The organism is Pseudomonas sp. B6001 (assembly GCF_013386015.1).
Classification (GTDB): domain Bacteria; phylum Pseudomonadota; class Gammaproteobacteria; order Pseudomonadales; family Pseudomonadaceae; genus Aquipseudomonas.
Map to the genome: position 1 here is coordinate 1 of NZ_JACAOX010000052.1, position 24,287 is coordinate 24,287.

Annotated in this window: 19 protein-coding genes and 4 tRNA genes; 9 read left to right on the top strand and 14 right to left on the bottom strand. The window is 61.5% G+C overall.

The features are described from left to right. Positions 1-218: 218 nt before the first annotated feature. A complete protein-coding gene (locus tag HX821_RS31030) occupies positions 219-764 on the bottom strand; it encodes a TetR/AcrR family transcriptional regulator (protein WP_032898567.1) in 546 nt (181 codons plus the stop codon). A gap of 91 nt (positions 765-855) precedes the next feature. On the opposite strand from HX821_RS31030, the gene HX821_RS31035 reads away from it, so the two are divergent. From HX821_RS31035 to HX821_RS31050, 4 genes are all read left to right on the top strand, one after another. Further along, entirely contained in the window at positions 856-2,049 is a 1,194-nt protein-coding gene (locus tag HX821_RS31035; RefSeq protein ID WP_003212382.1) for an MFS transporter, read from the top strand. Between the two features lie 41 nt (positions 2,050-2,090). Continuing rightward, positions 2,091-2,402 (top strand): hypothetical protein, encoded by a 312-nt coding sequence (locus HX821_RS31040; RefSeq protein WP_003212380.1) that lies wholly within the window; start codon positions 2,091-2,093, stop codon positions 2,400-2,402. A 106-nt stretch (positions 2,403-2,508) separates the two neighbouring features. Further along, positions 2,509-3,663, top strand: a complete 1,155-nt coding sequence (locus HX821_RS31045) for a TDT family transporter (RefSeq protein ID WP_003212376.1) — start codon at positions 2,509-2,511, stop codon at positions 3,661-3,663. A 69-nt stretch (positions 3,664-3,732) separates the two neighbouring features. Further along, positions 3,733-5,607, top strand: coding sequence for an MFS transporter (locus HX821_RS31050; RefSeq protein WP_003212372.1), 1,875 nt, complete (start codon positions 3,733-3,735; stop codon positions 5,605-5,607). 102 nt (positions 5,608-5,709) lie between these two features. On the opposite strand, the gene sugE is transcribed toward HX821_RS31050, so the two are convergent. The 3 genes from sugE to rdgC all read right to left on the bottom strand — a co-directional run bounded on the left by sugE (position 5,710) and on the right by rdgC (position 8,171). Beyond that, the gene (gene sugE / locus HX821_RS31055; RefSeq protein ID WP_003190128.1) at positions 5,710-6,024 is read right to left on the bottom strand and encodes a quaternary ammonium compound efflux SMR transporter SugE; all 315 of its coding nucleotides are present in this window, start codon (positions 6,022-6,024) and stop codon (positions 5,710-5,712) included. 105 nt (positions 6,025-6,129) lie between these two features. Next, the gene (locus HX821_RS31060; protein WP_003212369.1) at positions 6,130-7,095 is read right to left on the bottom strand and encodes a bile acid:sodium symporter family protein; all 966 of its coding nucleotides are present in this window, start codon (positions 7,093-7,095) and stop codon (positions 6,130-6,132) included. A gap of 155 nt (positions 7,096-7,250) precedes the next feature. After that, positions 7,251-8,171, bottom strand: a complete 921-nt coding sequence (gene rdgC / locus HX821_RS31065; RefSeq protein WP_008430455.1) for a recombination-associated protein RdgC — start codon at positions 8,169-8,171, stop codon at positions 7,251-7,253. 161 nt (positions 8,172-8,332) lie between these two features. On the opposite strand from rdgC, the gene HX821_RS31070 reads away from it, so the two are divergent. Both HX821_RS31070 and HX821_RS31075 read left to right on the top strand, forming a co-directional pair. Beyond that, a tRNA-Val gene (locus HX821_RS31070) sits at positions 8,333-8,408 on the top strand. 19 nt (positions 8,409-8,427) lie between these two features. Beyond that, a tRNA-Asp gene (locus HX821_RS31075) sits at positions 8,428-8,504 on the top strand. 147 nt (positions 8,505-8,651) lie between these two features. On the opposite strand, the gene HX821_RS31080 is transcribed toward HX821_RS31075, so the two are convergent. The 3 genes from HX821_RS31080 to HX821_RS31090 all read right to left on the bottom strand — a co-directional run bounded on the left by HX821_RS31080 (position 8,652) and on the right by HX821_RS31090 (position 12,644). Beyond that, complete coding sequence (locus tag HX821_RS31080) at positions 8,652-11,060, bottom strand: TonB-dependent siderophore receptor (RefSeq protein ID WP_177037347.1); 2,409 nt, start codon at positions 11,058-11,060, stop codon at positions 8,652-8,654. A gap of 77 nt (positions 11,061-11,137) precedes the next feature. Further along, positions 11,138-12,118, bottom strand: coding sequence for a FecR family protein (locus HX821_RS31085; RefSeq protein ID WP_177037348.1), 981 nt, complete (start codon positions 12,116-12,118; stop codon positions 11,138-11,140). Between the two features lie 7 nt (positions 12,119-12,125). Beyond that, positions 12,126-12,644, bottom strand: a complete 519-nt coding sequence (locus tag HX821_RS31090) for a sigma-70 family RNA polymerase sigma factor (protein WP_177037349.1) — start codon at positions 12,642-12,644, stop codon at positions 12,126-12,128. Positions 12,645-12,845: 201 nt separating this feature from the next. On the opposite strand from HX821_RS31090, the gene HX821_RS31095 reads away from it, so the two are divergent. Together HX821_RS31095 and HX821_RS31100 are read left to right on the top strand one after the other, a co-directional pair. After that, positions 12,846-12,921: transfer RNA gene (locus HX821_RS31095), tRNA-Val, on the top strand. 19 nt (positions 12,922-12,940) lie between these two features. Then, a tRNA-Asp gene (locus tag HX821_RS31100) sits at positions 12,941-13,017 on the top strand. A 78-nt stretch (positions 13,018-13,095) separates the two neighbouring features. Here HX821_RS31100 and HX821_RS31105 read toward each other — a convergent pair. After that, the gene (locus HX821_RS31105; protein ID WP_177037350.1) at positions 13,096-14,610 is read right to left on the bottom strand and encodes an MFS transporter; all 1,515 of its coding nucleotides are present in this window, start codon (positions 14,608-14,610) and stop codon (positions 13,096-13,098) included. A gap of 105 nt (positions 14,611-14,715) precedes the next feature. Here HX821_RS31105 and HX821_RS31110 point away from each other — a divergent pair, with 105 nt between their 5' ends. Continuing rightward, complete coding sequence (locus tag HX821_RS31110) at positions 14,716-15,639, top strand: LysR family transcriptional regulator (RefSeq protein WP_177037351.1); 924 nt, start codon at positions 14,716-14,718, stop codon at positions 15,637-15,639. Here the strand turns inward: HX821_RS31110 and HX821_RS31115 are convergent. From HX821_RS31115 to kdpF, 6 genes are all read right to left on the bottom strand, one after another. After that, the gene (locus HX821_RS31115; protein WP_003219430.1) at positions 15,599-16,291 is read right to left on the bottom strand and encodes a response regulator; all 693 of its coding nucleotides are present in this window, start codon (positions 16,289-16,291) and stop codon (positions 15,599-15,601) included. The genes HX821_RS31110 and HX821_RS31115 overlap by 41 nt on opposite strands. Beyond that, the gene (locus HX821_RS31120) at positions 16,288-18,939 is read right to left on the bottom strand and encodes a sensor histidine kinase KdpD (RefSeq protein WP_177037352.1); all 2,652 of its coding nucleotides are present in this window, start codon (positions 18,937-18,939) and stop codon (positions 16,288-16,290) included. The genes HX821_RS31115 and HX821_RS31120 overlap by 4 nt, the downstream gene beginning before the upstream one ends. A 129-nt stretch (positions 18,940-19,068) precedes the next feature. Continuing rightward, positions 19,069-21,141 carry a potassium-transporting ATPase subunit KdpB gene (gene kdpB / locus HX821_RS31125; RefSeq protein WP_177037353.1) on the bottom strand — a complete coding sequence of 691 codons (2,073 nt, stop codon included), beginning with the start codon at positions 21,139-21,141 and terminating at the stop codon, positions 19,069-19,071. Between the two features lie 11 nt (positions 21,142-21,152). Next, complete coding sequence (gene kdpC, locus HX821_RS31130) at positions 21,153-21,812, bottom strand: K(+)-transporting ATPase subunit C (protein WP_177037354.1); 660 nt, start codon at positions 21,810-21,812, stop codon at positions 21,153-21,155. A gap of 10 nt (positions 21,813-21,822) precedes the next feature. Then, positions 21,823-23,529, bottom strand: a complete 1,707-nt coding sequence (gene kdpA / locus HX821_RS31135; protein ID WP_177037355.1) for a potassium-transporting ATPase subunit KdpA — start codon at positions 23,527-23,529, stop codon at positions 21,823-21,825. Positions 23,530-23,637: 108 nt separating this feature from the next. Further along, entirely contained in the window at positions 23,638-23,910 is a 273-nt protein-coding gene (gene kdpF, locus HX821_RS32150; protein ID WP_371316418.1) for a K(+)-transporting ATPase subunit F, read from the bottom strand. Positions 23,911-24,287: the final 377 nt, after the last annotated feature.

Genomic DNA, 24,287 nt, shown 5'->3' on the forward strand with positions numbered 1-24,287 from the left:
GATGCGGCGACCCGACAAGCCAGCTCCCACATTTGAACCGTGCCCGCTTTAGCTTTTGATTTTGATCTTAGGCACACCGAGCCTGGGCGAGGTGCCGAGTGGTGGGGCAAGAGCGTTTTGCTTACTTTTGCGCTTTTCAAAAGTGAGCCGCTGTAAGAGCGGAACCATAAGTGGCCGTTACCGCAGCAACGGATATACACCCAAACCCAAAAACCACCTCACCCCCGCAAAGCCAACTCAATCAACTCATGCAGCTCCTCAACCTCCAACGGCACAGTAGAAAACAAACTGCGAAACACGGTTGGCGCAACGATCAAATTGATCAGCCGATCCACGCTGGGAAGTGTCCCGGCGTCGTCGGTGTACCGATCCAGGATCGTCTCCAACTGCCCGGTGAGAATCCCCACGCAATACCCCGGCGCCTGACTGCATTGCACATCACGCATCATCTCGCGGCCAAGGTCCGAGCTCATCTCATCACGGTATTGCTCACCCCAGGCCCGCAGGTCTCCGCGCAGGCTGCCGGTATCAGCCGGCTCACTGTCCGGGCGCAGACGGGCCATCGCAACATCGGCCAGCAGCGCCGCCAAGTCACCCCAGCGCCGGTAGATGGTCGAAGGCGTCACTCCGGCGCGCGTGGCTATCTGCGGCACGGTCACGCTGGAACGGTCCTGCTCTTCGAGCAATTCACGCACCGCCGAATGCACTGATTCCTGGACCCGGGCACTACGGCCCCCCGGGCGGAGGCCTTCTTTTATCGCCATGCGTAAAACCTTAACACAAAGAATTTGCTTTAAGCGCCATCCGGTAGCACACTCCGCAAAAGCAAAATATTAGCTTTAGCGGAGCGTGCCCATGTCCAGCGTTACTTCTCATCGTTCCAGCCTGGTGTTTCTGGCGATCACCTTGCTGACGTTCCTCGCCGCCTCCAGCGCGCCGACCCCGTTGTACCACCTCTATCAAGAGGGCCTGCACTTTTCGGCGGCGATGTTGACCCTGGTATTTGGCATTTACGCCTTGAGCCTGCTGGCTGCATTGCTGACCGTGGGTTCACTGTCGGACCACCTGGGGCGCAAGCCGGTAATTTTTGCCGCGCTGCTCCTCGATATGCTGGCGATGTTGCTGTTTATCAATGCCGACAGCGTCGGCTGGCTGATTGCCGCCCGCACGGTACAAGGCTTTGCCACCGGCATGGCCACCGCTGTGCTGGGCGCCGCATTGCTCGACACCGACCGCCAGCAAGGCCCGCTGATCAACAGCGTAGCGCCTTTGCTGGGCATGGCCTGCGGGGCCATGGGCTGCAGCCTGCTGGTGGAGTTCGCGCCGATGCCGACCACGTTGATTTACTGGACCCTGCTCGGGTTGATGATCCTGCAGGCATTGTACGTCTGGCGCCTGCCGGAGACAGTCAGCCGGATTCCGGGGGCCCTGGCCTCGCTATGGCCCACCTTGCATGTACCGCCCCAGGCCCGACGCGCCTTGTGGATCTCGTTGCCGGTAGACGTAGCCGTATGGGCCATGGGCGGTTTTTATCTGTCCCTGGCGCCCTCGCTGGTGCGGGCGGCGACCGGGTCCACCTCGAACCTGATCGGCGGCGGGCTGGTGGCGGTGTTGACGCTGAGCGGTGCGGTGATGATTTTCAGCCTGCGCAACCGCCCGGCGGACAAAGTCCTGCGGTTGGGCGCCGTGCTGCTGGCGGTGGGTGTTGCGCTGATCCTCACGGCCGTCCACAGCGCCAGCCTGCCGCTGTTCTTCATTGCCACGCTGATCGCCGGCGGTGGTTTTGGCTCGGGATTCCTCGGTGCGCTGCGCAGTGTTTTGCCGTTGGCCTTGCCCCATGAGCGGGCGGGCTTGATGTCGGCGTTCTATGTGCTGAGTTACCTGGCGTTCTGTGTGCCGTCGCTGTTGGCGGGCAACTTGACGCGCACCTTCGGTTTGATCGCCACCACCGACGGTTATGGCGTGGTGCTGATCGTATTGGCACTCGGCGCGTTGGTGGCGTTGCTAATGCAGGATTTGGCGAAGAGCAGGGCGACGGCGGGTAATTGATTCGGTAATAATTCGTCACCCTTACGCCTTGGGATTCAGCCATGAAGATCATCCGCAGCAAAGAATTCACCGGCAGCCGCGCCTGGGAGGCGCTGGACATCGCCAATATGAACGGCATCACCACCCGTTTGCATTGGACCGACCAGCCGTATCGCTGGCACGTGAATGACGGCGAAGAGGTGTTCGTGGTGCTTGATGGCCAGGTGCAGATGCACTATCGCGAAAACGGCAGCGAACAGATGGCCTTGCTTCAGGTAGGCGACATCTTCTACGCCAGTGTCGGCACCGAGCATGTGGCCCATCCACAGGGCCCCGCACGGATTCTGGTGATTGAAACCGAAGGCAGCGTTTAATCACATATCTACGAAACAGATAACAGTTAGAGATATTACCCGTTATATAGATATTCGATTCGGTTCTACCATGGTCTCAACCTCATGCGAGGAAGAGGACTACACCATGACTTGCCCGAATACGCTTCACAGCAGCTTGAAACCCTTCAGTCACCTGACCCGTCCCCGGGAAGTGATTCGCCAGTTCACCCCCAACTGGTTTGCCGCCACCATGGGCACCGGGGTGCTGGCGTTGGCGCTGGCGCAATTGCCGGTCAGCGTATCGGGGTTGCATGCCGTCGCCGAAGGGCTGTGGCTGTTTACCATCGGCCTGTTTGTGCTGTTCAGCGTGCTGTATGCGGCACGCTGGGTGATGTTTTTCCACGAGGCGCGACGCATTTTCGGGCACTCCACGGTGTCGATGTTCTTCGGCACCATCCCCATGGGCCTGGCGACCATTATCAACGGCTTCCTGCTGTTTGGCGTGCCGCGCTGGGGGGATGGCGTGGTGCAACTGGCCGAGGTGCTGTGGTGGCTCGACGTCGCGATGGCCCTGGCCTGCGGGGTGCTGATCCCGTTCATGATGTTCACCCGCCAGGAACACAGCATCGACCAGATGACTGCCGTGTGGCTGTTGCCGGTGGTGGCCGCGGAAGTCGCCGCCGCCAGCGGTGGCCTGCTGGCGCCGCACCTGGCCGACGCCCATTCGCAACTGGTGATGCTGGTGACCAGCTACGTGCTGTGGGCGTTTTCCCTGCCGGTGGCGTTCAGCATCCTGACCATCCTGATGCTGCGCATGGCCCTGCATAAACTGCCACACGCCAATATGGCCGCGTCGAGCTGGCTGGCTCTCGGTCCCATCGGCACCGGTGCCCTGGGCATGCTGGTACTGGGCGGTGATGCACCTGCCATCTTTGCCGCCAACGGTCTGCCCGGCGTCGGTGAGATGGCCAACGGCATCGGCCTGGTCGCAGGCATCACCCTGTGGGGCTTCGGCTTATGGTGGATGCTGATCGCGGTGCTGATCACCCTGCGTTACCTGCGGGCCGGTATTCCGTTCAACCTTGGCTGGTGGGGATTCACCTTCCCGTTGGGCGTGTACTCGCTGGCCACGCTGAAACTGGCGAGCACCTTGCACCTGGGTTTTTTCAGCATCGTTGGTTGCGTGTTGGTGGCGGCGCTGGCGCTGATGTGGCTGATCGTCGCCAAGCGCACGGTGCAGGGCGCCTATAAAGGCGAGCTTTTTGTATCGCCGTGCATTGCAGGACTAGCGAATAAGTAAGCAGGATTAGGTAAAGTCGTGGCCTGGAAAAACCAATAACAGCCTTCAGGCCACGCAGGAACACGGACGATGAGCCACCCCTCGCAATTCACTTTGCTGCGCAAACGGCGTTTCCTGCCGTTCTTCATTACCCAGTCCCTTGGTGCGTTCAACGACAATATATTCAAGCAGTCGTTGATCCTGGCGATTCTCTACAAGCTGACCATCGAGGGCGACCGCTCGATCTGGGTCAATCTCTGCGCGTTGCTGTTTATCCTGCCGTTCTTCCTGTTCTCGGCCCTGGCCGGGCAATTTGGCGAGAAGTTCAACAAGGACGCGCTGATCCGGGTGATCAAGATCGGCGAAATCGTGATCATGTCCGTGGGCGCGGTGGGTTTCATGTTCAACCACCTGGAGCTGATGCTGCTGGCGCTGTTTGCCATGGGCACGCACTCGGCGCTGTTCGGGCCGGTAAAATACTCGATCATGCCCCAGGCCCTGCACGAAGATGAGCTGGTGGGCGGCAATGGCCTGGTGGAAATGGGCACGTTCCTCGCGATCCTCGCGGGCACCATTGGCGCCGGGATCATGATGTCGTCCACCCATTACGCGCCGGTGGTCTCGACGGCCATCGTCGGCATTGCGGTGCTGGGCTACCTGGCCAGCCGCAGCATTCCGCGCGCGGCGGCGTCCAGCCCCGAGATGCGCCTGAACTGGAATATCTTCAGTCAGTCCTGGGCCACCTTGAAGCTCGGCCTGGGGCAGACACCGGCGGTGTCGCGCTCGATTGTCGGCAACTCGTGGTTCTGGTTTGTCGGCGCGATCTACCTGACGCAAATCCCGGCCTACGCCAAGGAATGGATGTACGGCGACGAGACTGTGGTAACGCTGATCCTCACGGTGTTCTCGGTGGGCATCGCACTGGGTTCGATGCTGTGCGAAAAGCTCTCCGGGCGCAAAGTCGAGATCGGCCTGGTGCCGTTCGGCTCGTTCGGTTTGACCGTGTTCGGCCTGCTGCTGTGGTGGCATTCCGGCGGCTTCCCGCAGAACGTCCAGGCCAACGACTGGATCGCCGTGCTGAGTTACGGCCAGGCGTGGTGGGTGTTGTTCGATATCCTCGGCCTTGGCGTATTCGGCGGCTTCTATATCGTGCCGCTGTACGCGTTGATCCAGTCGCGTACCGCCGAGAACGAGCGGGCGCGGGTGATCGCGGCCAACAACATTCTCAATGCGCTGTTCATGGTGGTCTCGGCGATCGTCTCGATCCTGCTGCTGAGCGTGGCCAAGCTGTCGATTCCCGAGTTGTTCCTGGTGGTGTCGCTGCTGAACATCGCGGTCAACACCTACATCTTCAAGATCGTGCCCGAGTTCACCATGCGTTTCATGATCTGGCTGCTCAGCCATTCCATGTACCGCGTCGAGCACAAGAACCTCGAGCTGATCCCGGACGAGGGCGCGGCGTTGCTGGTGTGCAATCACGTGTCGTTTGTCGATGCGCTGTTGATTGCCGGTTCGGTGCGTCGACCGATTCGTTTTGTCATGTACTACAAGATCTACAACCTGCCGGTTTTGAACTTTATCTTCCGCACTGCCGGGGCGATTCCGATTGCCGGGCGGCATGAGGACATCCAGATCTACGAAAAGGCCTTCCAGCGGATTGCCCACTATCTGAAGGACGGCGAGCTGGTGTGCATCTTCCCGGAAGGAAAATTGACCTCCGATGGCGAGATGAACGAGTTCCGAAGCGGCGTGACGCGGATTCTTGGAGAGACGCCGGTGCCGGTGATTCCGATGGCGTTGCAGGGGTTGTGGGGGAGTTTTTTCAGTCGCGATCCGAACAAGGGCTTCTTCCACCGGATCTGGTCGCGAGTGACCCTGGTGGCCGGCGCGCCGGTGACGGTGGAGGCGGCGACGCCCGAGGCGTTGCATGGGGTGGTGGGGGAATTGCGCGGGAGTGTCAGGTAGTTTTTTGGTGTATTTGAGGGCCTCTTCGCGAGCAAGCCCGCTCCCACACTTGGAATGCATTCCAAATGTGGGAGCGGGCTTGCTCGCGAAGGCGGTAGTGGCCTAAGCGCTGATCTTGAGCCCAATAAGCCCGCAGATAATCAACGCCACACTGGCCAGTCGAAACAGCGCCATGGACTCCCCGAACAGGATAATCCCGGCAATCACCGTGCCCACCGCACCGACTCCGGTCCAGATGGCATAGGCGGTGCCCAGCGGCAGTTCCTTCATGGCCAGCCCCAACAGTCCGAGGCTGACGGCCATGGCGGCAATCGTCAGGGCCGTGGGCAGTGGCTTGCTGAAACCGTCGGTGTATTTCAGTCCGACGGCCCAGCCGACTTCAAACAGTCCGGCAAAAAACAGAATGATCCAGGACATGATGACCTCCCTTCTTAGGTGGGGTCGTCCCCGGATTAAGCGCTTGATTGCGTCGCAGGGTCGTCCCCGCGAAGCCCGGTAGATTGCCGAATATTGATCAGGTGATCAAGTTTCGGACTTGCCCGCCAACAATTCGCGGTCTTCCTTTTCGCTCATCCGCCGGAAGTACGTAGCCAGGAGTGCCCCGGAAATATTGTGCCAGACGCTGAACAGCGCACTCGGCACCGCCGCCAGCGGCGAGAAATGCGCACTTGCCAGTGCGGCGCCCAAGCCGGAGTTCTGCATGCCCACTTCCAGCGACAGGGATTTGCGTTGTGCCAGCGGCAGCCCGAACACACGGCCGGTGAAATAGCCCAGCAGGAAGCCAAAGGTGTTATGCAGGATCACCACCGCCATGATCAGCAGGCCCGACTCGGCAATCTTCGCCTGGCTGGCCGCCACCACGGCGGCGACGATCGCCACGATGCTGACCACCGACACCAGCGGCAACACCTCCACCGCATGACGTACCCGGGCGCCCAGCAAGCGCTGCGCCACCACGCCCAACACGATCGGCAGCAGCACCACTTGCAGGATCGACCAGAACAACTCCATGAACGACACCGGCAACCAGGCCGAGGCCAGCAGCCAGATCAGCGCGGGCGTCAGCAGCGGAGCGAGGAGGGTGGTGACGGCTGCAATGGCCACCGACAGGGCCAGGTCGCCTCGGGCCAGCCAGGTCATGACGTTGGACGACGTGCCGCTCGGGCAGCAGCCGACGAGGATCACACCGACGGCAATTTCCGGTGGCAGGTGAAAGACCTGGCACAGCAGCCAGGCCACGCCGGGCATGATCACGAAATGCGCGACCACACCCAATGCCACGCGCCACGGATGGCGCGCGACTTCAGCGAAGTCTTCAAGTTTGAGGGTCAGCCCCATGCCGAACATCACCAGGCCCAACAGCGGCACGATGGCGCCTTTGAGACCGAGAAACCAGGCGGGTTGCAGGAACGCAACCACGGCAAAAATCAGCACCCAGTAGGCGAAGGTATTGCCGACGAAACGACTCAAGGCGGCGAGTGCACGCATGGGGTTGGTCCTTGTTATTCGATTTTGGAAGTGCGCATGCGATCAAATGTGGGAGCGGGCTTGCTCGCGAATGCGGTGTGTCAGCCAGGAAGATATCAACTGAAAGGACGCATTCGCGAGCAAGCCCGCTCCCACATTTTGATCTTCACAAGGCTTTAGATACCTTGTGGGGTTTCTTCGCCACCCAGTGCCTCAACCAACGCCGGCAGGAAGTCGCCAAACGTCAGCATCATCAGGGTAAAGCTGGCGTCCTGCTGGCCCAGTGCTTCGTCGCCGCCGTCCTGTTCCGCCTGATCCTGCAGCAGGTCTTCGAACTTCAGGCGCTTGACGGTCATTTTGTCGTCCAGCATGAAGGACAGCTTGTCCTGCCAGGCCAGGGACAATTGGGTCACGACTTTGCCGGTGGTCAGGTGTAGCTGGATCTCTTCGCCGGTCAGGTCCTGGCGTTTGCAGCGCACGATGCCGCCGTCTTCGTGGGTGTCGCGCAGTTCGCATTCGTCGAGGACGAAGAAGTCATCGGCCGGTTTCTGGGTGGTGACCCAGTCGGTCATGATGGCGGTTGGCGCGGTTTTCACGGTCAGCGGACGTACCGGCAGGGTGCCGATCACTTCACGCAGGGTGGACAGCAGGTCTTCGGCACGTTTCGGGCTGGCGGAGTTCACCAGGATCAGGCCCTGTTTCGGCGCGATGGCGGCGAAGGTCGACGAGCGACGGATGAACGCGCGCGGCAGGAAGGCCTGGATGATTTCATCCTTGATCTGGTCGCGTTCCTTTTTGTAGACCTTGCGCATTTGCTCGGCTTCGATCTCTTCGACCTTTTCCTTCACCGCATCACGCACCACGCTACCCGGCAGGATACGTTCTTCCTTGCGCGCAGCGATCAGCAGGAAATCACCGCTGACGTGTACCAGGGGCGCGTCTTCGCCTTTACCGAAAGGGGCGACGAAACCGTAAGTGGTCAACTCCTGGCTTGCACAAGGGCGCGCCAGTTTGGTGGCCAGTGCAGTTTCCAACGCCTCGGCATCAACAGGCAGATCTTGGGTCAGGCGATAGATAAGCAGGTTTTTGAACCACATGGGGTGAGTCTCTCCTTATATACAAAGGGGGGCATTATTCTCCTCATGGCGTCATAGGCCAACCCTCGCTAAGCCATTGGAAGGCCTGAAAAAAATTATTTAAGAAAGTGCTTGCCAGACTATGGGTCGCTCCGTAGAATGCGCGCCACACCGAAAGTGAAGGGTGATTAGCTCAGCTGGGAGAGCGTCTGCCTTACAAGCAGAATGTCGGCGGTTCGATCCCGTCATCACCCACCATTCGCTTTATGTGTTACGCGCAGCGGTAGTTCAGTCGGTTAGAATACCGGCCTGTCACGCCGGGGGTCGCGGGTTCGAGTCCCGTCCGCTGCGCCATATTCGGTCACCTGGAACGCTGAACGCCAGGTACCACAGGAAGCCCGCTCATTGAGCGGGCTTTTTGCTGTCTGGGGTTTGCTAAAACCGCCGGTCTAAAAAACGCCCCCGATCATGTGCAGTGATCGGGGACGTTTTTGATTGGGTTTAGAAATCCCAGCGGGTACTGACCATTACGTTGCGAGGGTCGCCATAGTACGACGAGTTGTAGAAGCCGATGTTGGTGTAATACGACTTGTCGAACACGTTGTTGACGTTGACGGTCGCCGACACGCTGTCGGTGATCTGATAGCGGGCCATCAGGTCCACCAGCCAGTAGGGATCCTGGGCAAATTTTTCTTGAGCGCCGCCCTTGGCCCAGTTGCTCAGTACCTGCCAGCCTTGACCCTGCCAACGCGCGCCGCCGCCGAGGGTGAGTTTGTCGAGGCTGCCGGTCAGCTTGTAGCTGGTATAGACATTGACCTGATCTTCCGGCTCCCAGGTCGATACCTTCTTGCCGCTTTCATCACGGGCAATCTTGTGGGTGTAGCCTGCCTGCAACTGCCAGCCGGGTGTCAGCTCGCCAGAGATTTCCGCCTCATAACCCTTGGTTTTCGAAGTGATCGGCTTATAGGCGTAGTCGCGAGCGGGGTTGGTTGGATTGGCGTTGTACTCCGTATCTTCCTCGGGGCGGTTTTTTTCGTGAACCTCGAAGTAGGCGATGCTGGAATTCAGGCGCCCTTCGAAGAATTCACCTTTGAGCCCCACTTCATAGTTCTTGCCTTCATCCGGCTCCAGCAATTTGTTGTTGCGATCACGGTTGAACGACTGCGGCAGGAAAATTTCCGTGTAACTGGCGTAGGCCGACACGTTGTCGTTCAGGTCGTATACCAGGCCTGCATAGGGCAAGACCTTGCCGCTTTTTTTCGTATCACTGGTGCCGGTGACCTGGAAGTCTGCAACGCGCGTGCCCAGCAGCAGCGAAAGATCGTCCGTGAGGCTGAAGCGAGCGGTCATGTAGCTGCCGGTCTGGCGGGTGATTTCATCGTTTTTGTTGGTGACTTCGCCCCAGTCCGGCTTCGGGATGTCGCCGTTCCAGTTGTAATAGTCGAAGTTATTGTTGGGCAGGCTGGCGTTGGTGTAGTCCTTGCCTTTCCAGTGGGAGCGGGAAACCGAGGTGCCGACCACCAACTGGTGTTCTCGGCCAAACAGGTCGAAGGGGCCAGAGGTGTAAAGGTCGGCGCTGTCGCTGACGGTTTCACCTGTGTATTTGCGCGCCAGCACTGAGGGCAAACCTGGGCTCACGAAACCCAGGGGGGCGTTGTAACCGTTGATTTGATGGTTGTACTGACCTTTGGCGACCCAGCCATTTTCGAAGCTGTGTTCAAGGGTGGCAAAGGCGGTGCGCGTGTACTGCTGCCAACTGCTCCACCGTGGCCCGTTGTTGAATGAGCGCTTGGAGCCAATGCGATTGCCGGATTCGTCATACAGCGAGGCACTGCCGGTCCAGCTTGAGCCTTTGGGGTCATTATCCTGATAGTCCGCGCCCACGGTCAGCAGGGTATCCGGCGACAGGTCCGCCTCCAGGATGCCGTAGTAGACGCTGGTTTTGCGTTGGTAATGGTCCATGAAGGAGTGTTTGTCTTGATGGGCCGCCACGGCTCGGCCGCGGATGTTGCCGGTTTCGGTCAAGGGACCGCTGACGTCAACTTCCGATCGGTAGTTGTCCCAGGAACCGGCGCCAAGGTCGATATGGCCCTTGAATTCCTGGGTAGGTTTCTTGCGGATCATGTTGATGGTGCCACCAGGGCCACCGGCGCCAGTGAGCAGGCCAGTGGCGCCCTTGAGGATTTCTACCCGGTCATAGATCACCATGTCGGTGAGGGTATGGCCGGACGAATACTGCGGGTCTTGCAGGATAGGAATACCGTCGTACTGGAAGTTGCGAATCGCGAAGCCACGGGAGTAATAGCTGGTACGGTCGCTGTCATACGTTGCCACGGTGATGCCCGGGGTATGGCGCATCACGTCGTCGATGGAGTTGAGGCCAAAGTCATCCATGGCCTGGCGGGTGACCACCGAGATCGATTGCGGAGTTTCCCGTGGCGTCAGCACCAGGCGGGTAGCGGTGGCGATGGTGCCGGGGGTGTAAGAGCCGGAGCCTTCGGTAATGGTGCCGAGTTGGTTGGCGCTGATCTGCGTCGCCCCCAGCTCCACGGCGCCGGTGGGGGTAGGGTTGGCTTCCAGTGCGTAGACCTGATCACCTTTGACTGCCCGATAACCACTGCCACGCAGCAGCTTTTCAAACCCGGCCTCCACGCTATAAGTGCCTTTGAGTCCCGGGCCCGCGAGCCCCTGCAGGTTCTGGGACTGGAACACGATAGCCACGCCCGCTTGCTGGGCGAACTGGTTGAGTGTGGCGCCCAGCGGCCCGGCAGGTATGTCGTAGGCTTGGGCCGCAACGTTTACCGTGTCGGCCTGGGCCAGATGGGTATTGAGCAGCGTCGTCGCGAGCAGCGTGAGGGTCAGCGGCGCGCTGCTCAGCAGGCGTCTGCGAGGCTTGGAAGGGAAGGGCATGGTGAGGGCAGTCCTTTAGTCATCGGTATACCTTCCTTGACGGGCAACCCGAAAAAAAGCGGAAGCAATGCGAATAATTATTTTTTGCTCTCGGTATCCGGGCTGACAATTATCAGCCATGGGGTAAAGGTTTTCAGCGTGATCGGCAGGGTTTGAGCCAGCATCTGCAAGGTGCGGTCGGTGTTATCCAGGGGAAGTACGGCCGAGACCTTGAGACTGGCCAGTGCGGCGCGATCAAACTGCAAGCGGCCCGAACGGTGACGGGCGATCTCATCCAGCACTTCCGGCAACGGTCGGTTATCCACCACCAGTTGATGGCGGCGCCAGGCCCCATTGATGCTCGCCGTATCGATGCTGCCCGAGAGCCGCACGGCATCTTTGCTGAGTCGCGCCTGCGAGCCCGCATCAACTTCCAGTGTCTGCTGCCCGTTCGCGCTTTTTGCCGCCACGCGGGATTCGAGCATGCTCAGCACCGTAACGTCATCCTCGCGCCTGACCACAAATCGCGTACCCAGGGCGCGCAGGGTGCCTTGGGCGGTCTGCACCACAAATGGCCGTTCGCCATCGTGGGCCACTTCCACCAGGATCTCGCCTTGCAGCAATTCGATGCGGCGCTGCCGGCTGTCGAAATGCAGATTCGCCGCACTGATGCCGTTCAGGGTCAGCATCGAGCCGTCCGCCAGCCGCAGGGTTTTCCATTCGCCGGGGCCGTTGTGCACATCGGCCATCCATTGTTGTGGATAAGGACTGTAGAGCAGCGCCATGGCGGGAAGGCCCAGGCTGCAGGCCAGTACCAACGCGCGGACGTAGTTTTTGCGCGCCTTCCCATGCCGGGGAAAGGCCGCACTCAAGGCCGCCCGGGCCGGTGCCTTTTGCCCGCGCAGGGCCTGCATCCGCGCAATCACATCTTCCATGCGCGCTGCTGATGCGGCGTGTTGCGGGCCTTGCTGCTTCCAGCGCTCGAACGCCTGGCGCTGGGCCTCGGTCAATTCACCTTCGTGCAGGCGAATCATCCATTCGGCGGCTTGTTCATCGATCTGTTGGCGGGAGGCGGGCATGTGCGGTTCAGATATCCACGCTGTGGCTGCAATGCAGCAGGGCCTGGATCAAATACTTGCGTACCGTACGCTCCGACAATTTCAGGTGGCGGGCGATTTGCTGCTGGGTCAGGTCTTCGAGGTAATACAGCACAAACGCCTGGCGCATATTGTCGTGCATGCCTTCCAGCAGGAAGGCGATGTGCTCGAGGGCTTCCAGGGTGGTGTGGATCTGTTCGGGCGACTGGAAACCTTCCAGGGTTTCCACCGTCAGCATCAATTCCTGAAGGTAGGCGTGCTCAATCTGCTTGCGCCGTGCCTGGTCGATGATCAGCCGCCTGGCGGTGGTACTTAAATAGGCGCGGGGTTCGCGGATGGCGGTCACCGACTCGCGGGCGTGCAGAATCCGCGCGAAGGTGTCCTGCGCCACGTCGGCGGCGTTATGGGTACAGCCCAGTTTTCGGCGCAACCAAGTGAACAGCCAGCCGTGATGCTCGCTGTACAGCTCGGTAATCTCCCGTTGGAACGGCGGTTCACCCACAGACATAAGGCCCGGCCCAGGTGTTATTGAGAATAATTGTTAATTGTGGGGCCAAGGCTTGGGCAAACGCAATAGACTCGCGTTTGCACCCAAAGCGCCGGTTTTGCGGGGTGCGCGGGGTCGAAGACAAAATATTTTAAATAAATTGCATTTAAATCATGACATTACGGAAAAATGCTATAGAATGCGCCCCACACCGAAAGTGAAGGGTGATTAGCTCAGCTGGGAGAGCGTCTGCCTTACAAGCAGAATGTCGGCGGTTCGATCCCGTCATCACCCACCATTCGCTTTATGTGTTACGCGCAGCGGTAGTTCAGTCGGTTAGAATACCGGCCTGTCACGCCGGGGGTCGCGGGTTCGAGTCCCGTCCGCTGCGCCATATTCGGTCACCTGGAACGCTGAACGCCAGGTACCACAGGAAGCCCGCTCATTGAGCGGGCTTTTTTGTGCCTGGGATTCAGCTCAACGATTGAATGCCCGGTTCGGTTTGCACGGGTGCGATACTGTTTCGCCCCATGAAGGCCAGGACCACCAACGCCGTCAGCACGGTGAATCCCGCGAGCAGTTGCAGCAAGGTGTTGAACCCCGCGATGTAGGCGCTGCGCAGTGCTTCCAGCGGAAGGGCGGCCGAGGCCAGTTGCACGTTGCCCATGACCAGGCCTTGGGCAATCACTGACACGTCGGCCCCTGCGCGACCCTTCAGGTGATGTGCCACCAATGCGCCCAATACCGCCATCGTGATCGCCAGCGCCACGCCTTCACTGGCCACGCGGGTGGTGTTGAAAATCCCCGCCGCCATTCCCGCGCGCTCCTTGGGCACCACGCTGATCGCCAAACCATCCATCAAACCCCACGGCAGCCCGGTGCCTATCCCGATGACCAGCATTGCGGCGATGGTCTGCGCAGGCTGGTTGGCCAGGCTTAATCCCCACAGGCCCACCGCCGCGATCAGCAAGCCAATGGCACACAACAGTCCTGCTGAGAGCCAGCGGGTCAGCGATGCGGCAATCATCGGCACCACCAGCATCGGTGCCGATAACGCGAGCATCATCAAACCCGCGTCCAGCGCGCTGGCGCCTTCCACACCGATAAACCGCAGGGGCAGCAACACGATCAGCACGATGTAGCAGTAACAGGTACCGATCGGCAGGAGCTGCACGCCAATAAAACGCGGGAAGCGAAACAGCCGCAGCTCCAGCATCGGTTGGCTGGAGCGGTTTTCGACGAGGATAAACACCAGCAAAAACACCGCCGCCGCGATCAGCAGGGCATCAACCAGCGGCGACGTCCAGCCGTGCTCCGGCGCGAGGATCACCGCCGTGGTCAGGGCCACCAGCATCGCGGAAAACGTCAGTACACCAGCGGTGTCCAGCCGCAGCGCTTGCGGGTCGCGGCTTTCACGCATTTTGGGCGCTGCAAACAGCAGCGAAATACCGGCCAATAATGCAGTGCCGAGAAAAATCGAGCGCCAGCCCCAGTGCTCGATCAGCACCCCCGACAGCAATGGCCCAAACGCCAGGCCTGCACCGAATGTGGTGCCCAGCAAGCTGAAGGCGCGGGTGCGGGCATGGCCGTCAAACTCCTGGGCCAGCGCCGCACAGCCACTGGCCAATGCCGTAGCCGCCGCGACGCCCTGCACGCCACGCAACACATCCAGCCAGAAAATCCCCGGTGCCACTGCCAGCAGCAAGGAGACCACGGTAAACAGCGCCATGCCCCACAAGAAAAGACGCTTTCTCCCATAGAGGTCGGCTAGGGTGCCGGCGGCCATTAACAGGCTGCCGAAACTCAGCATGAATGCGTTGGTGATCCACGCCAGCTGGCTGGGCTGGGCGGCAAATGCCTGGCCGATAAAGGGCGTGGCGACGGCGCCGCCGGTAAAGCTCATGGGCAATACCAAGGCGGCCAGGCAAATGGCCGCCAGGATGGAATATCGGCCATGGGCGGGCGCAGATTCGGTTGTCGTGTTCATAGGGGCATTCCCGCGAGTTTGAAGATTAAAAGACTCTAATCAGGATGCAATCACGGATAAACGGGCTTACATTCCGTTCATAACGGACTGAATGGATGCAATGACGTGACCGATAACCTGAGCGGCGTGATCGCCTTCGTGAAAACGGCAGAGGCCCTGAGCTTCACCGGCGCGGCCCGGGCGATGGGGATTTCCGCTTCGGCGGTGGGCAAGAATGTCGCCAAGCTTGAGGCGTCACTGAATGTGCGGCTGTTGCACCGCAGTACGCGCAAGGTCAGCCTCACCGCAGAAGGCCAACTGTTCTACGAACGGTGTCGGAAAATTCTCGATGATTTGCAAGACGCCCGCGCCATGCTTTCCCATGCAATGCAGGCGCCTCGGGGTAAACTGCGGGTCAGCCTGCCCACCATCGGTTATCGCTTTCTCTTTCCGCACATGATGGCGTTCCGCAAAGCCTACCCCGAGATCGAGCTGGAGCTGGATTTCAACGACCATCTGGTGGATGTGATCGAGGAGGGCTTCGACGTGGTCATCCGCAGCGGTGGCCTGGCTGACTCGACCCTGATGGCCCGCAAGCTGGGGCCGTTCAGGTTTGTGCTGTGTGCATCGCCCGAGTACCTACGAGCCAACGGCCGGCCAGAAACCCTGAGCGAACTGGAGCATCACCCGTGCTTGCGTTACCGCTTCGCCACCACCGGTAAAATCATGGACTGGACCTTGTCCGCCAACCCGGCCATCACCCAATTGCGCCTGCCCACCGCGCTGACCCTGAACAACATGGAAGCCATGCTCCGGGCCGCGATGGACGGCCATGGGATTGCCTACGTGCCGGACTTCCTGGCGCGCGAAGCCCTCGCCCAGGGCCAACTGGAAACCGTGCTCGACGGCCATTCCGATGACCAGGGCCAGTTCTGGGCCCTGTGGCCATCCAGCCGGCACCTCTCGCCGAAAATTCGCGTGTTTGTCGACTTCGCCGCCGCGCACCTGTTCACAAACCCACCAGTCGGTAGCCCACCTGCAACTCGGTGATGAAGTACTGCGGCTGGGCCGGGTCCGCCTCCAGCTTCTGCCGCAGGTGCGCCATGTGCACCCGCAGGTAGTGGGCGCGGTCCACGTAATCCAGGCCCCACACCTCGAGCAATAATTGCCGATGGGTCAGCACCCGGCTCTGCCCGCGAATCATCGCGCACAGCAGGCGGTATTCGATGGGCGTCAGGTGCACCGGCAGGCCTTGGCGCCACACTTCATGGGTCGCCAGGTCCACCTCGATATCGCCAAACGCCACCTTGCTGGTGGCCGCCACGGTGCCGGTCTGCCCATGACGGCGCAGTTGCGCACGGATGCGCGCGAGCAACTCGGGTACGCCGAAGGGTTTGGTCAGGTAGTCATCGGCGCCGGCGTCCAGGGCGGCGACTTTTTCCTCTTCGCGATCCCGTGCCGACAACACCAGGATCGGCACCGCCAGCCATCCCCGCAGCTCGCTGATCAGCTGTTTGCCGTCGCCGTCCGGCAGGCCCAGGTCGACGATCACCAGGTCCGGCTGACGGCTGGAAGCGTGGATCAACGCGCGTTTGACGCTGTCGGCCTCGAACACCTGGAAGCCCTCATCCTGCAGGGCGATGCCGACAAAACGGCGGATGTTGGCCTCGTCTTCAACAATCAGAATGCGTGCAGTGCTCATAGGGCGTCCATTGGGGGCGGAGTACCCGCCGGTAAAGTGATGACGAAATGCATGCCGCGCTCGCTGCCGGGTCTGGCTTCGATGCGCCCGCCGTGGGCTTCGACGATGCGTTTGGCCAGGGCCAGGCCCAGGCCGATTCCGGCGACCGAGGATTCCTGCTGGCCACGGGCAAACGGTTCGAACAGATTGGCCGGCGCGCTGCCCGGGCCGGTGTCGCTGACTTCCAGCAGGATGCTGTCGGAAACGGAACGGGCGGTAACGGTGATGACCGTGTCAGGCGGGGTGTATTTGGCGGCGTTGTCCAGCAGATTGACCAGCACCCGTTCGATCAGCAGCGCGTCGACTTCCACCAGCGGCAACTGCGGGTCGAGGGTGGTGTGCAGCACATGCCGGGCCAGTGGTTCGCGTAATTGGCGCAGGGCGCTGCCGACAATTTCTTCCAGCAGATGCCATTGCCGGTTGAGTCGCACACCGCGCTCCTGCATGCGGGCCATGTCCAGCAGGTTTTCGATCAAGCGTTGCATCGAAGTCGCCTGCTCATGAATACCGTGCAGCAACGCGGTCAGCGGCCCCGGCGGCGCATGGGGCAGGGCGGTGTCGGCGGCGCCGATCAGGGTGGTCAAGGGGGTGCGCAGGTCGTGGGAAATCGCCGCGAGCAAGGTGTTGCGCATTTTCTCGCCTTCCATCTGCACCATCGTGCTTTGCGCCACTTCGACGAAGTGCACGCGCTCCAGGGCAATCGCCAATTGGCTCATGCAGGCTTCCAGCAGGCGGCGCTCTTCGGGCTCGTTGAGGCGTTCGCTTTGCGCCAGTTCCAGCACCAGCACACCGCGCACGCGCATCGGCGCCTTGAGCGGCAGGTAGCAGCCCTTGGCGGCGGACAAGGTGTCGGTGCCCTGGCCGGCGGACTGGCCGTGGTCGTAGGTCCATTGGGCAATGCTGTCGTCGATCGGCAGCCCGCCCGCGCCCACGCTGTGCACGCCGTCCGCGGCGTCCGGCAAGGCCAGGCCGACCCGCGCCTCGAACACGCCGCTGAAGGTGCGCAGCGCCACTTCGCTGATCTGCTCCACGGTCAACGCGGCCGACAGGTCCCGGGCCAGACGCGCCAGGGAAGTAGCGCGGCGTTCCCGGGCAGCGGCGGTGCGCGCTTCGTGGCGCAGGCGGGCGGTGAGTTGCCCGGTGATCAGGGCGATGCCGAGCATCAGCGCGAAGGTGAAGAAATACTGGGTGTCGTTGACGGTAAACGAGTAGCGCGGCTGGACGAAAAAGAAGTCGAAACACAGCACCGCGAGCATCGCTGCCCACACGCCGGGGCCGCGTCCAAACCGCAGGGCCACCAGCACCACCGTGAGCAGGAACAGCATCACCACGTTGGCCAGGTCGAACACCTGCAGCAGCAGCGCGGCGATGGCGCTGGCGGTGAAACAGGCGAGTGTGGACCAGAGGTAGGCCAGGGTTCTGCCGGGCGCTGGCGTAGGTTTTTCAATGGCAGGAACAGTGCCCGGCAGTACGCCATGGGCGATCACGATCTGGTCGATCTGCGGATGGTGCCGGCTGATCCGGTCGCTCACCGACTGATGCCAGAACCGCCATGCCCGGCGCGGGTGATGGCCGAGCACCAGGCGATTGGCGTTGTGTTCCCGGGCACAGGCGGCCAGTGCTTCGGCGACGTCCATGCCCGGCAATGTCGCGGTGTCGGCGCCGAATTCGCTGGCCAGGGCCAGGGTTTTCATTGCTGTGAGATAACGCTTGGCGCCGCGGCCCTGGGCTGCCGTGACGTGCACCACGATCCAGTCCGCCTCGAGCTTTTGCGCCAGGCGCGCGGCTTCTCGCACCAGGCGTTCATCACCGGCGTCACCGGCCACGCCTACCAGCAATCGTTCGCGGGCGGGCCACAGGGTCTTGATCGACTGTTCGCGACGGTACACGCGCATCTGCGTGTCGACCCGGTCGGCCGTGCGGCGCAGGGCCAGTTCCCGCAGGGCGAGCAGGTTGCCCTTGCGGAAAAAGTGCCGCGAGGCGCGCTCGGCCTGAGGGCCCAGGTACACCTTGCCGTCCTTCAAGCGTTGCAGCAGATCATCCGGCGGCAGGTCCACGACGACCACTTCGTGGGCATTGTCGAACACGTGGTCCGGTACGGTTTCCCGCACGCGAATGCCAATGATCCCACTCACCAGATCGTTAAGGCTTTCCAGGTGCTGGACGTTGAGGGTGGTCCACACATCGATGCCGGCGCTGAGCAGTTCTTCCACGTCTTGCCAGCGTTTCGGGTGGCGCGAGCCGGGCACGTTGCTGTGGGCCAGTTCATCCACCAGCAGCACGGCGGGGTGGCGTTGCAGGGCGGCGTCGAGGTCGAATTCGGTGAGGGTGAAATCGTGATGCAGGCGGTGGGCGCGGGGCAGTTGTTCGAGGCCGTTGAGCAGGTTGGCGGTTTCCTGGCGGCCGTGGGTTTCCACCACGCCGGCGAGTACGTCGCGCCCCAGGCTGACTTCCCGTTGCGCCGCGTCAAGCATGGCGCAGGTCTTGCCCACCCCGGCGTTGGAGCCGAAGTAGATACGCAGTTTGCCGCGCAAGGCGGCCTGTTCTTCCTGCTGGACTCGGGCGAGAAGGGCGTCGGGGTCGGGGCGTTCTTCGTTTAATGCGGGCATGTCATTCCTGGTCAATGCGGTTCAATGGTGGGAGCGGGCTTGCTCGCGAAAGCGGTGTGTCAGTGACAGTCGAGTTGGCTGACACTCCGTATTCGCGAGCAAGCCCGCTCCCACATTGGGTTTGCGGTGCTACACGAGACCCAGCCCGGTCAGCACCAGATCAATCAGCTTGATCCCGGCAAACGGCACCAGCACCCCGCCCAGGCCATAGATCAGCAGGTTGCGATTGAGCAATGCCGCCGCGCCAATCGCCCGGTACGTCACGCCGCGCAGGGCCAAGGGAATCAGCGCCACGATGATCAACGCGTTGAAAATCACCGCACTGAGGATCGCCGAGTTGGGGCTGCTCAGGTGCATCACGTTCAGCGCGCCGAGCTGCGGATAGGTCGCGACAAACGCCGCCGGGATGATCGCGAAATATTTCGCCACGTCATTCGCCACGCTGAAGGTGGTGAGCGCGCCACGGGTCATCAGCATCTGCTTGCCCACCTCGACCACTTCGATCAGCTTGGTCGGGTTGCTGTCGAGGTCGACCATGTTGCCGGCCTCTTTCGCTGCCTGGGTGCCGCTGTTCATCGCCACCGCCACGTCGGCCTGGGCCAGCGCCGGGGCGTCGTTGGTGCCGTCGCCGGTCATGGCCACGAGCTTGCCCTGGGCCTGGTAGTCGCGGATCAGCTGCAGCTTGTCTTCCGGGCGCGCCTCGGCGAGGAAGTCATCCACGCCGGCTTCCACCGCAATCGCGGCGGCGGTCAGGCGGTTGTCGCCGGTGATCATCACGGTCTTGATGCCCATGCGCCGCAGTTCGGCGAAGCGCTCCTTGATGCCGCCCTTGACCACGTCCTTGAGCTCCACCACGCCGAGTGCCTTGGCCCCGTCCGAGACCACCAGCGGAGTGCTGCCGCGTCGCGATACTTCGTCGACCTTGGCCTGCAATGCAGCCGGAAAGCTCCCGCCGAGCGCTTCGATATGACTGCGGATCGCATCCGCTGCACCCTTGCGAATACCGCGGCCTTCGGGCAGGTCGACGCCGCTCATGCGGGTCTGTGCGGTGAAGTGCACAAAGCTTGCGCCGAGGGCGTTGATGTCCCGCGCGCGGATGTCGAACTTCTGCTTGGCCAGCACCACGATGCTGCGGCCTTCCGGGGTTTCGTCGGCCAGGGACGCCAGTTGCGCCGCGTCGGCCAGTTCAGCTTCCTTGACCCCCGGTGCCGGCAGGAAACTGCTGGCCTGGCGATTGCCCAACGTGATGGTGCCGGTCTTGTCCAACAGCAACACGTCGATGTCACCCGCCGCCTCAACGGCGCGGCCGGAAGTGGCGATCACATTGGCCGACATCATGCGGCTCATGCCCGCCACGCCGATGGCCGAGAGCAGGCCGCCGATGGTGGTGGGAATCAGGCAGACCAGCAACGCCACCAGCACCGTGGCGCTGACCACGCTGCCGTTGCCACTCATGGCCACGGCAAAGATCGAGTACGGGCTCAGCGTGGCGATCACCAGCAGGAACAACAGGGTCAGGCCCACCAGCAAAATTGTCAGGGCGACTTCGTTGGGCGTTTTCTGACGCTTGGCGGATTCGACCATCGAGATCATGCGGTCGAGGAACGACTCGCCCGGGTTGACGCTGATGCGCACCACCAGCCAGTCCGACAGCACCCGCGTGCCGCCGGTGACCGAGGAAAAGTCGCCGCCGGCCTCGCGAATCACCGGTGCCGATTCGCCGGTGATTGCGCTTTCATCCACCGAGGCCACGCCTTCGATCACCACGCCGTCCAGCGGCACCAGGTCGCCGGCTTCGATCAACACCACCTGGTCTTTGCGCAACAGCGTGGCTTCGGTCGGCAGCCATGTGGCGCCGTGTTTGGGTTGTTGCAGCAACTTGGCCAGGGTCTGGCGCTTCATCCCGCGCAGGCTGGCGGCCTGGGCACGGCTGCGGCCTTCGGCCAGGGCCTCGGCAAAGTTGGCGAACAGCACGGTAAACCACAGCCACAAACAGATGCTGAGGATAAAGCCGCTGGGCGCTTCACCCTGGCCACCCAAGGACTGGAACCACAGCAGCGTGGTGAGGAGGCTGCCCAGGTACACGACGAACATCACCGGGTTTTTCCACTGCGCCTGGGGCAGCAGTTTCTTGAACGCATCCCCGCAGGCGGTGAGCACGATGGCGCGATCAAACAGAGGTAAACGAGCATTCTTGATCATGGGGGAATCTCTTACTCACTGGCCGCAATGGGGGGCTGGCGCAGAGGCAGGCGGGCGTCCAGCGCGAGGTTGAGTTGCAGCACATTGACCCGTGGTTCGCCGAGCAAACCCAGGGTGCGTTCCGCGGTGTTTTCGTTCACCAGTTGCAGCAGTTCGGCTTCGGGGATCTGTCGCAGGCGGGCGACCCGGGCCAGCTGGATGCGTGCGTTGGCCACGGAGATATGCGGGTCCAGGCCGGAGGCGGAAGCGGTGACCGCATCCACCGGCACCTGGGCCTCGGCGGCGAGGCCGTTGTCCTGGCGGTAGGCTTTAACCCGGGCCGCGACCTGGTCCACCAGTTTCTGGCTGGTAGGGCCCAGGTTGCTGGCGCCGCTGGAACCGGCGTTGTACGGCTGGGAGACACTTTTGCTCAGGTCTTGCGGGTCGGCACCGAGGGTCATGCTCGGGCGGCCGTGGAAGTAGCCGGGCCTGGTGAAGTCCTGGCCGATCAACGCCGAGCCGATCACCAATCCGTCGCGTTCAATCAGCGAGCCCTGGGCCTGGAACGGGAACAGCAACTGCGCGGCAAAGGTGGTGAAGACCGGGTAGGCGAGGCCGGTCAGCGCCATGAAAAACACTGCCGAAACCAGCACCGGGCGCAACAGCCCTTTGAATATCGATTGAGTCGTCATCAACGTGTCCTTAGTTGTACGTCTGGCCGGACAGCAACTGCAGTTGCTCCACCAGCGGACCGAGCGCGAGCGCCGGCAGGAAAGTCAGGCCGCCCACCACCAGCACCACAAACACCACCAGCACCATGAACAGCGGGGTTGCGGTGGGGATGGTGCCGGCGCCGGCAGGCACGGTCTTTTTCATCGCCAGGGAACCGGCCACGGCGAGCATCGGCAGCATGGTGAAGAAGCGCCCGACCAGCATCGCCAGGCCAATGGTGGTGTTGAAGAACGGCGTATTGGCGTTCAGCCCGGCGAACGCCGAACCGTTGTTGGCGGTGCCCGAGGTGTAGGCGTAGAGCACCTCGCTGAAACCGTGGGGGCCGAGGTTATTCAGGCTGGCCATGGTGTCGGGCCACAGGGCGGCGAGGGCGGTGAAACCGAGGATGCTGATGGGGTGCGCGAGCACCGAGAGCATCACCAGTTTTATCTCCCGAGCCTCGATCTTCTTGCCGAGGAATTCCGGGCTGCGGCCGATCATCATGCCCACCAGGAACACCGTCAGCAGCGCGTACTGGATCAGGTTGATAAAGCCCACGCCGTCGCCGCCGAACACGCAGTTGAGCATCATCTGCGCCAGGGGCACGAAGCCGCCCATGGGGGTCAATGAGTCATGCATCGCGTTGACCGAACCGGTGGTGGCCGCGGTGGTGGTGGCGATAAACAGGCTGCTGTCGGCGATGCCGAAACGCAGCTCCTTGCCTTCCATATTGCCGCCGCTTTGCTCGATGGACAGCGTCTGGTTGGCACCGGCCTGGGTCAGCAGCGGGTTGCCGTTTTGCTCGGCGCCATACACCAGAGCGAGAAAGCCTAAGAACATCACCAGGAAGGTGCCGAAAAACACCCAGCCCTGACGGCGTTGCAGCAGCATGCTGCCGAAGGTGTAGGTCAGCGCCGACGGGATCACCAACATGCTGAGGATGTGCAGGGCGTTGGTCAGCGGCGTCGGGTTTTCGAACGGGTGCGCGGCGTTCATGCTGAAGAAGCCGCCGCCGTTGGTGCCGATATGCTTGATCGATTCAAAGCTCGCCACGGCGCCGACAATCAGTTGTTGCTGCGCGCCTTCCAGGGTGGTGGCCAGGGCTTGGGAGGAAAAGGTCTGCGGCATGCCTTGCCACACATACACCAGAGCCATGCCCACGCACAGCGGCAGCATCACGCGGTACAGGGTGCGGGTGAAGTCGACCCAGAAGTTGCCGATATCCGCCGAGCTTGAGCGACTCAGTCCACGGATGAAACCGGCTGCGGCGACCACGCCCGAGGTGGCGCCGACGAACATCAGGAAGGTGATTACTGCCATCTGGCTGAAGTTCGACAGGCTGGTTTCGCCCGAGTACGCCTGCCAGTTGGTGTTGGTGATAAAGGAAGCGGCGGTATTGAACGCCAGGTCCGGGGTTTGCGCGGCCAGCCCGAGTGGGTTGATCGGCATGACGGCCTGTAACCGCAGGATGAGATAGCCGAGCAGCATCATCGCGGCGTTCGACAGCAACAGGGCCGAACCGTAGCGGGCCCAGCTCATGGTTTCCAGCGGGTCGATGCCCAGCAGGCGATAGGTATAACGTTCCGGCAGGGCGTGGCGGGTTCCGGTAAACACCCGGGTCAGCCACTTGCCCATCAGCACGGCGAGCCCGGTCATCAACACCAGGACCAGCGCAAATTCCAGCAAAGTGCTTAGCATGTCGAGGCTCCGTTCAAATCTTGCCCATGGCGACAATGGCCATGGTTGTCGCGGCGAAAAACACCAGGGAGAGGCCTACAAAAATCATGTCGTACATGGTGGGGCTCCCTAGAACTTTTCGGCGCGAATGAGGGCGTAGCCTAGATAAGCGAACAGCCCGACGGCGCATAGGCCGCTGGCGATATAGATGAACTTGAGTGTGAGCACGGTGGAACTCCCCTGATTAATAAGCCGCGATTGCGGACGCGGGGAGGTTAAGAGGTTGGGTATCAAGTTCGGGCACTGATTGCGGGTTTGGGTATTAAGACGGTGTATAGAGGACGGTGGGGTGGGCGAACGGAAAAAAGGGATAACCCGGGGGCGGGGTATCCCTTGAAGCACTGGGTTTTGCTGCTTTTGATGATCAGCTTATTTGGCTTTCTTTTTCTTTGATTCGCGGGTGGCGAGTTGTTCGAAGCAAAACGCGGCGGCGCCGAACAGAGCGATCATTGAGAGGACGATCATGCCTAAAGTTGAACTTTCCACGATGACTTCCTACGGGGTGATTGGGGTGGAGGTCACAGTAGTGGAGGGGGGATTAGTTGCTCAATAGAGACGACGTAAACGTTATGGCTGGGGTTGAATCTATACGGAATCTTTACGTGGCTGTTGTGTGTATATCCGTTTTTTAGGTAACGGCTACTTATGGTTTCGCTCTTACAGCGACTCACTTTGGAAAAGCCCCAAAGTAAGCAAAGGGCTCTGCCCCGCCTGTCGGC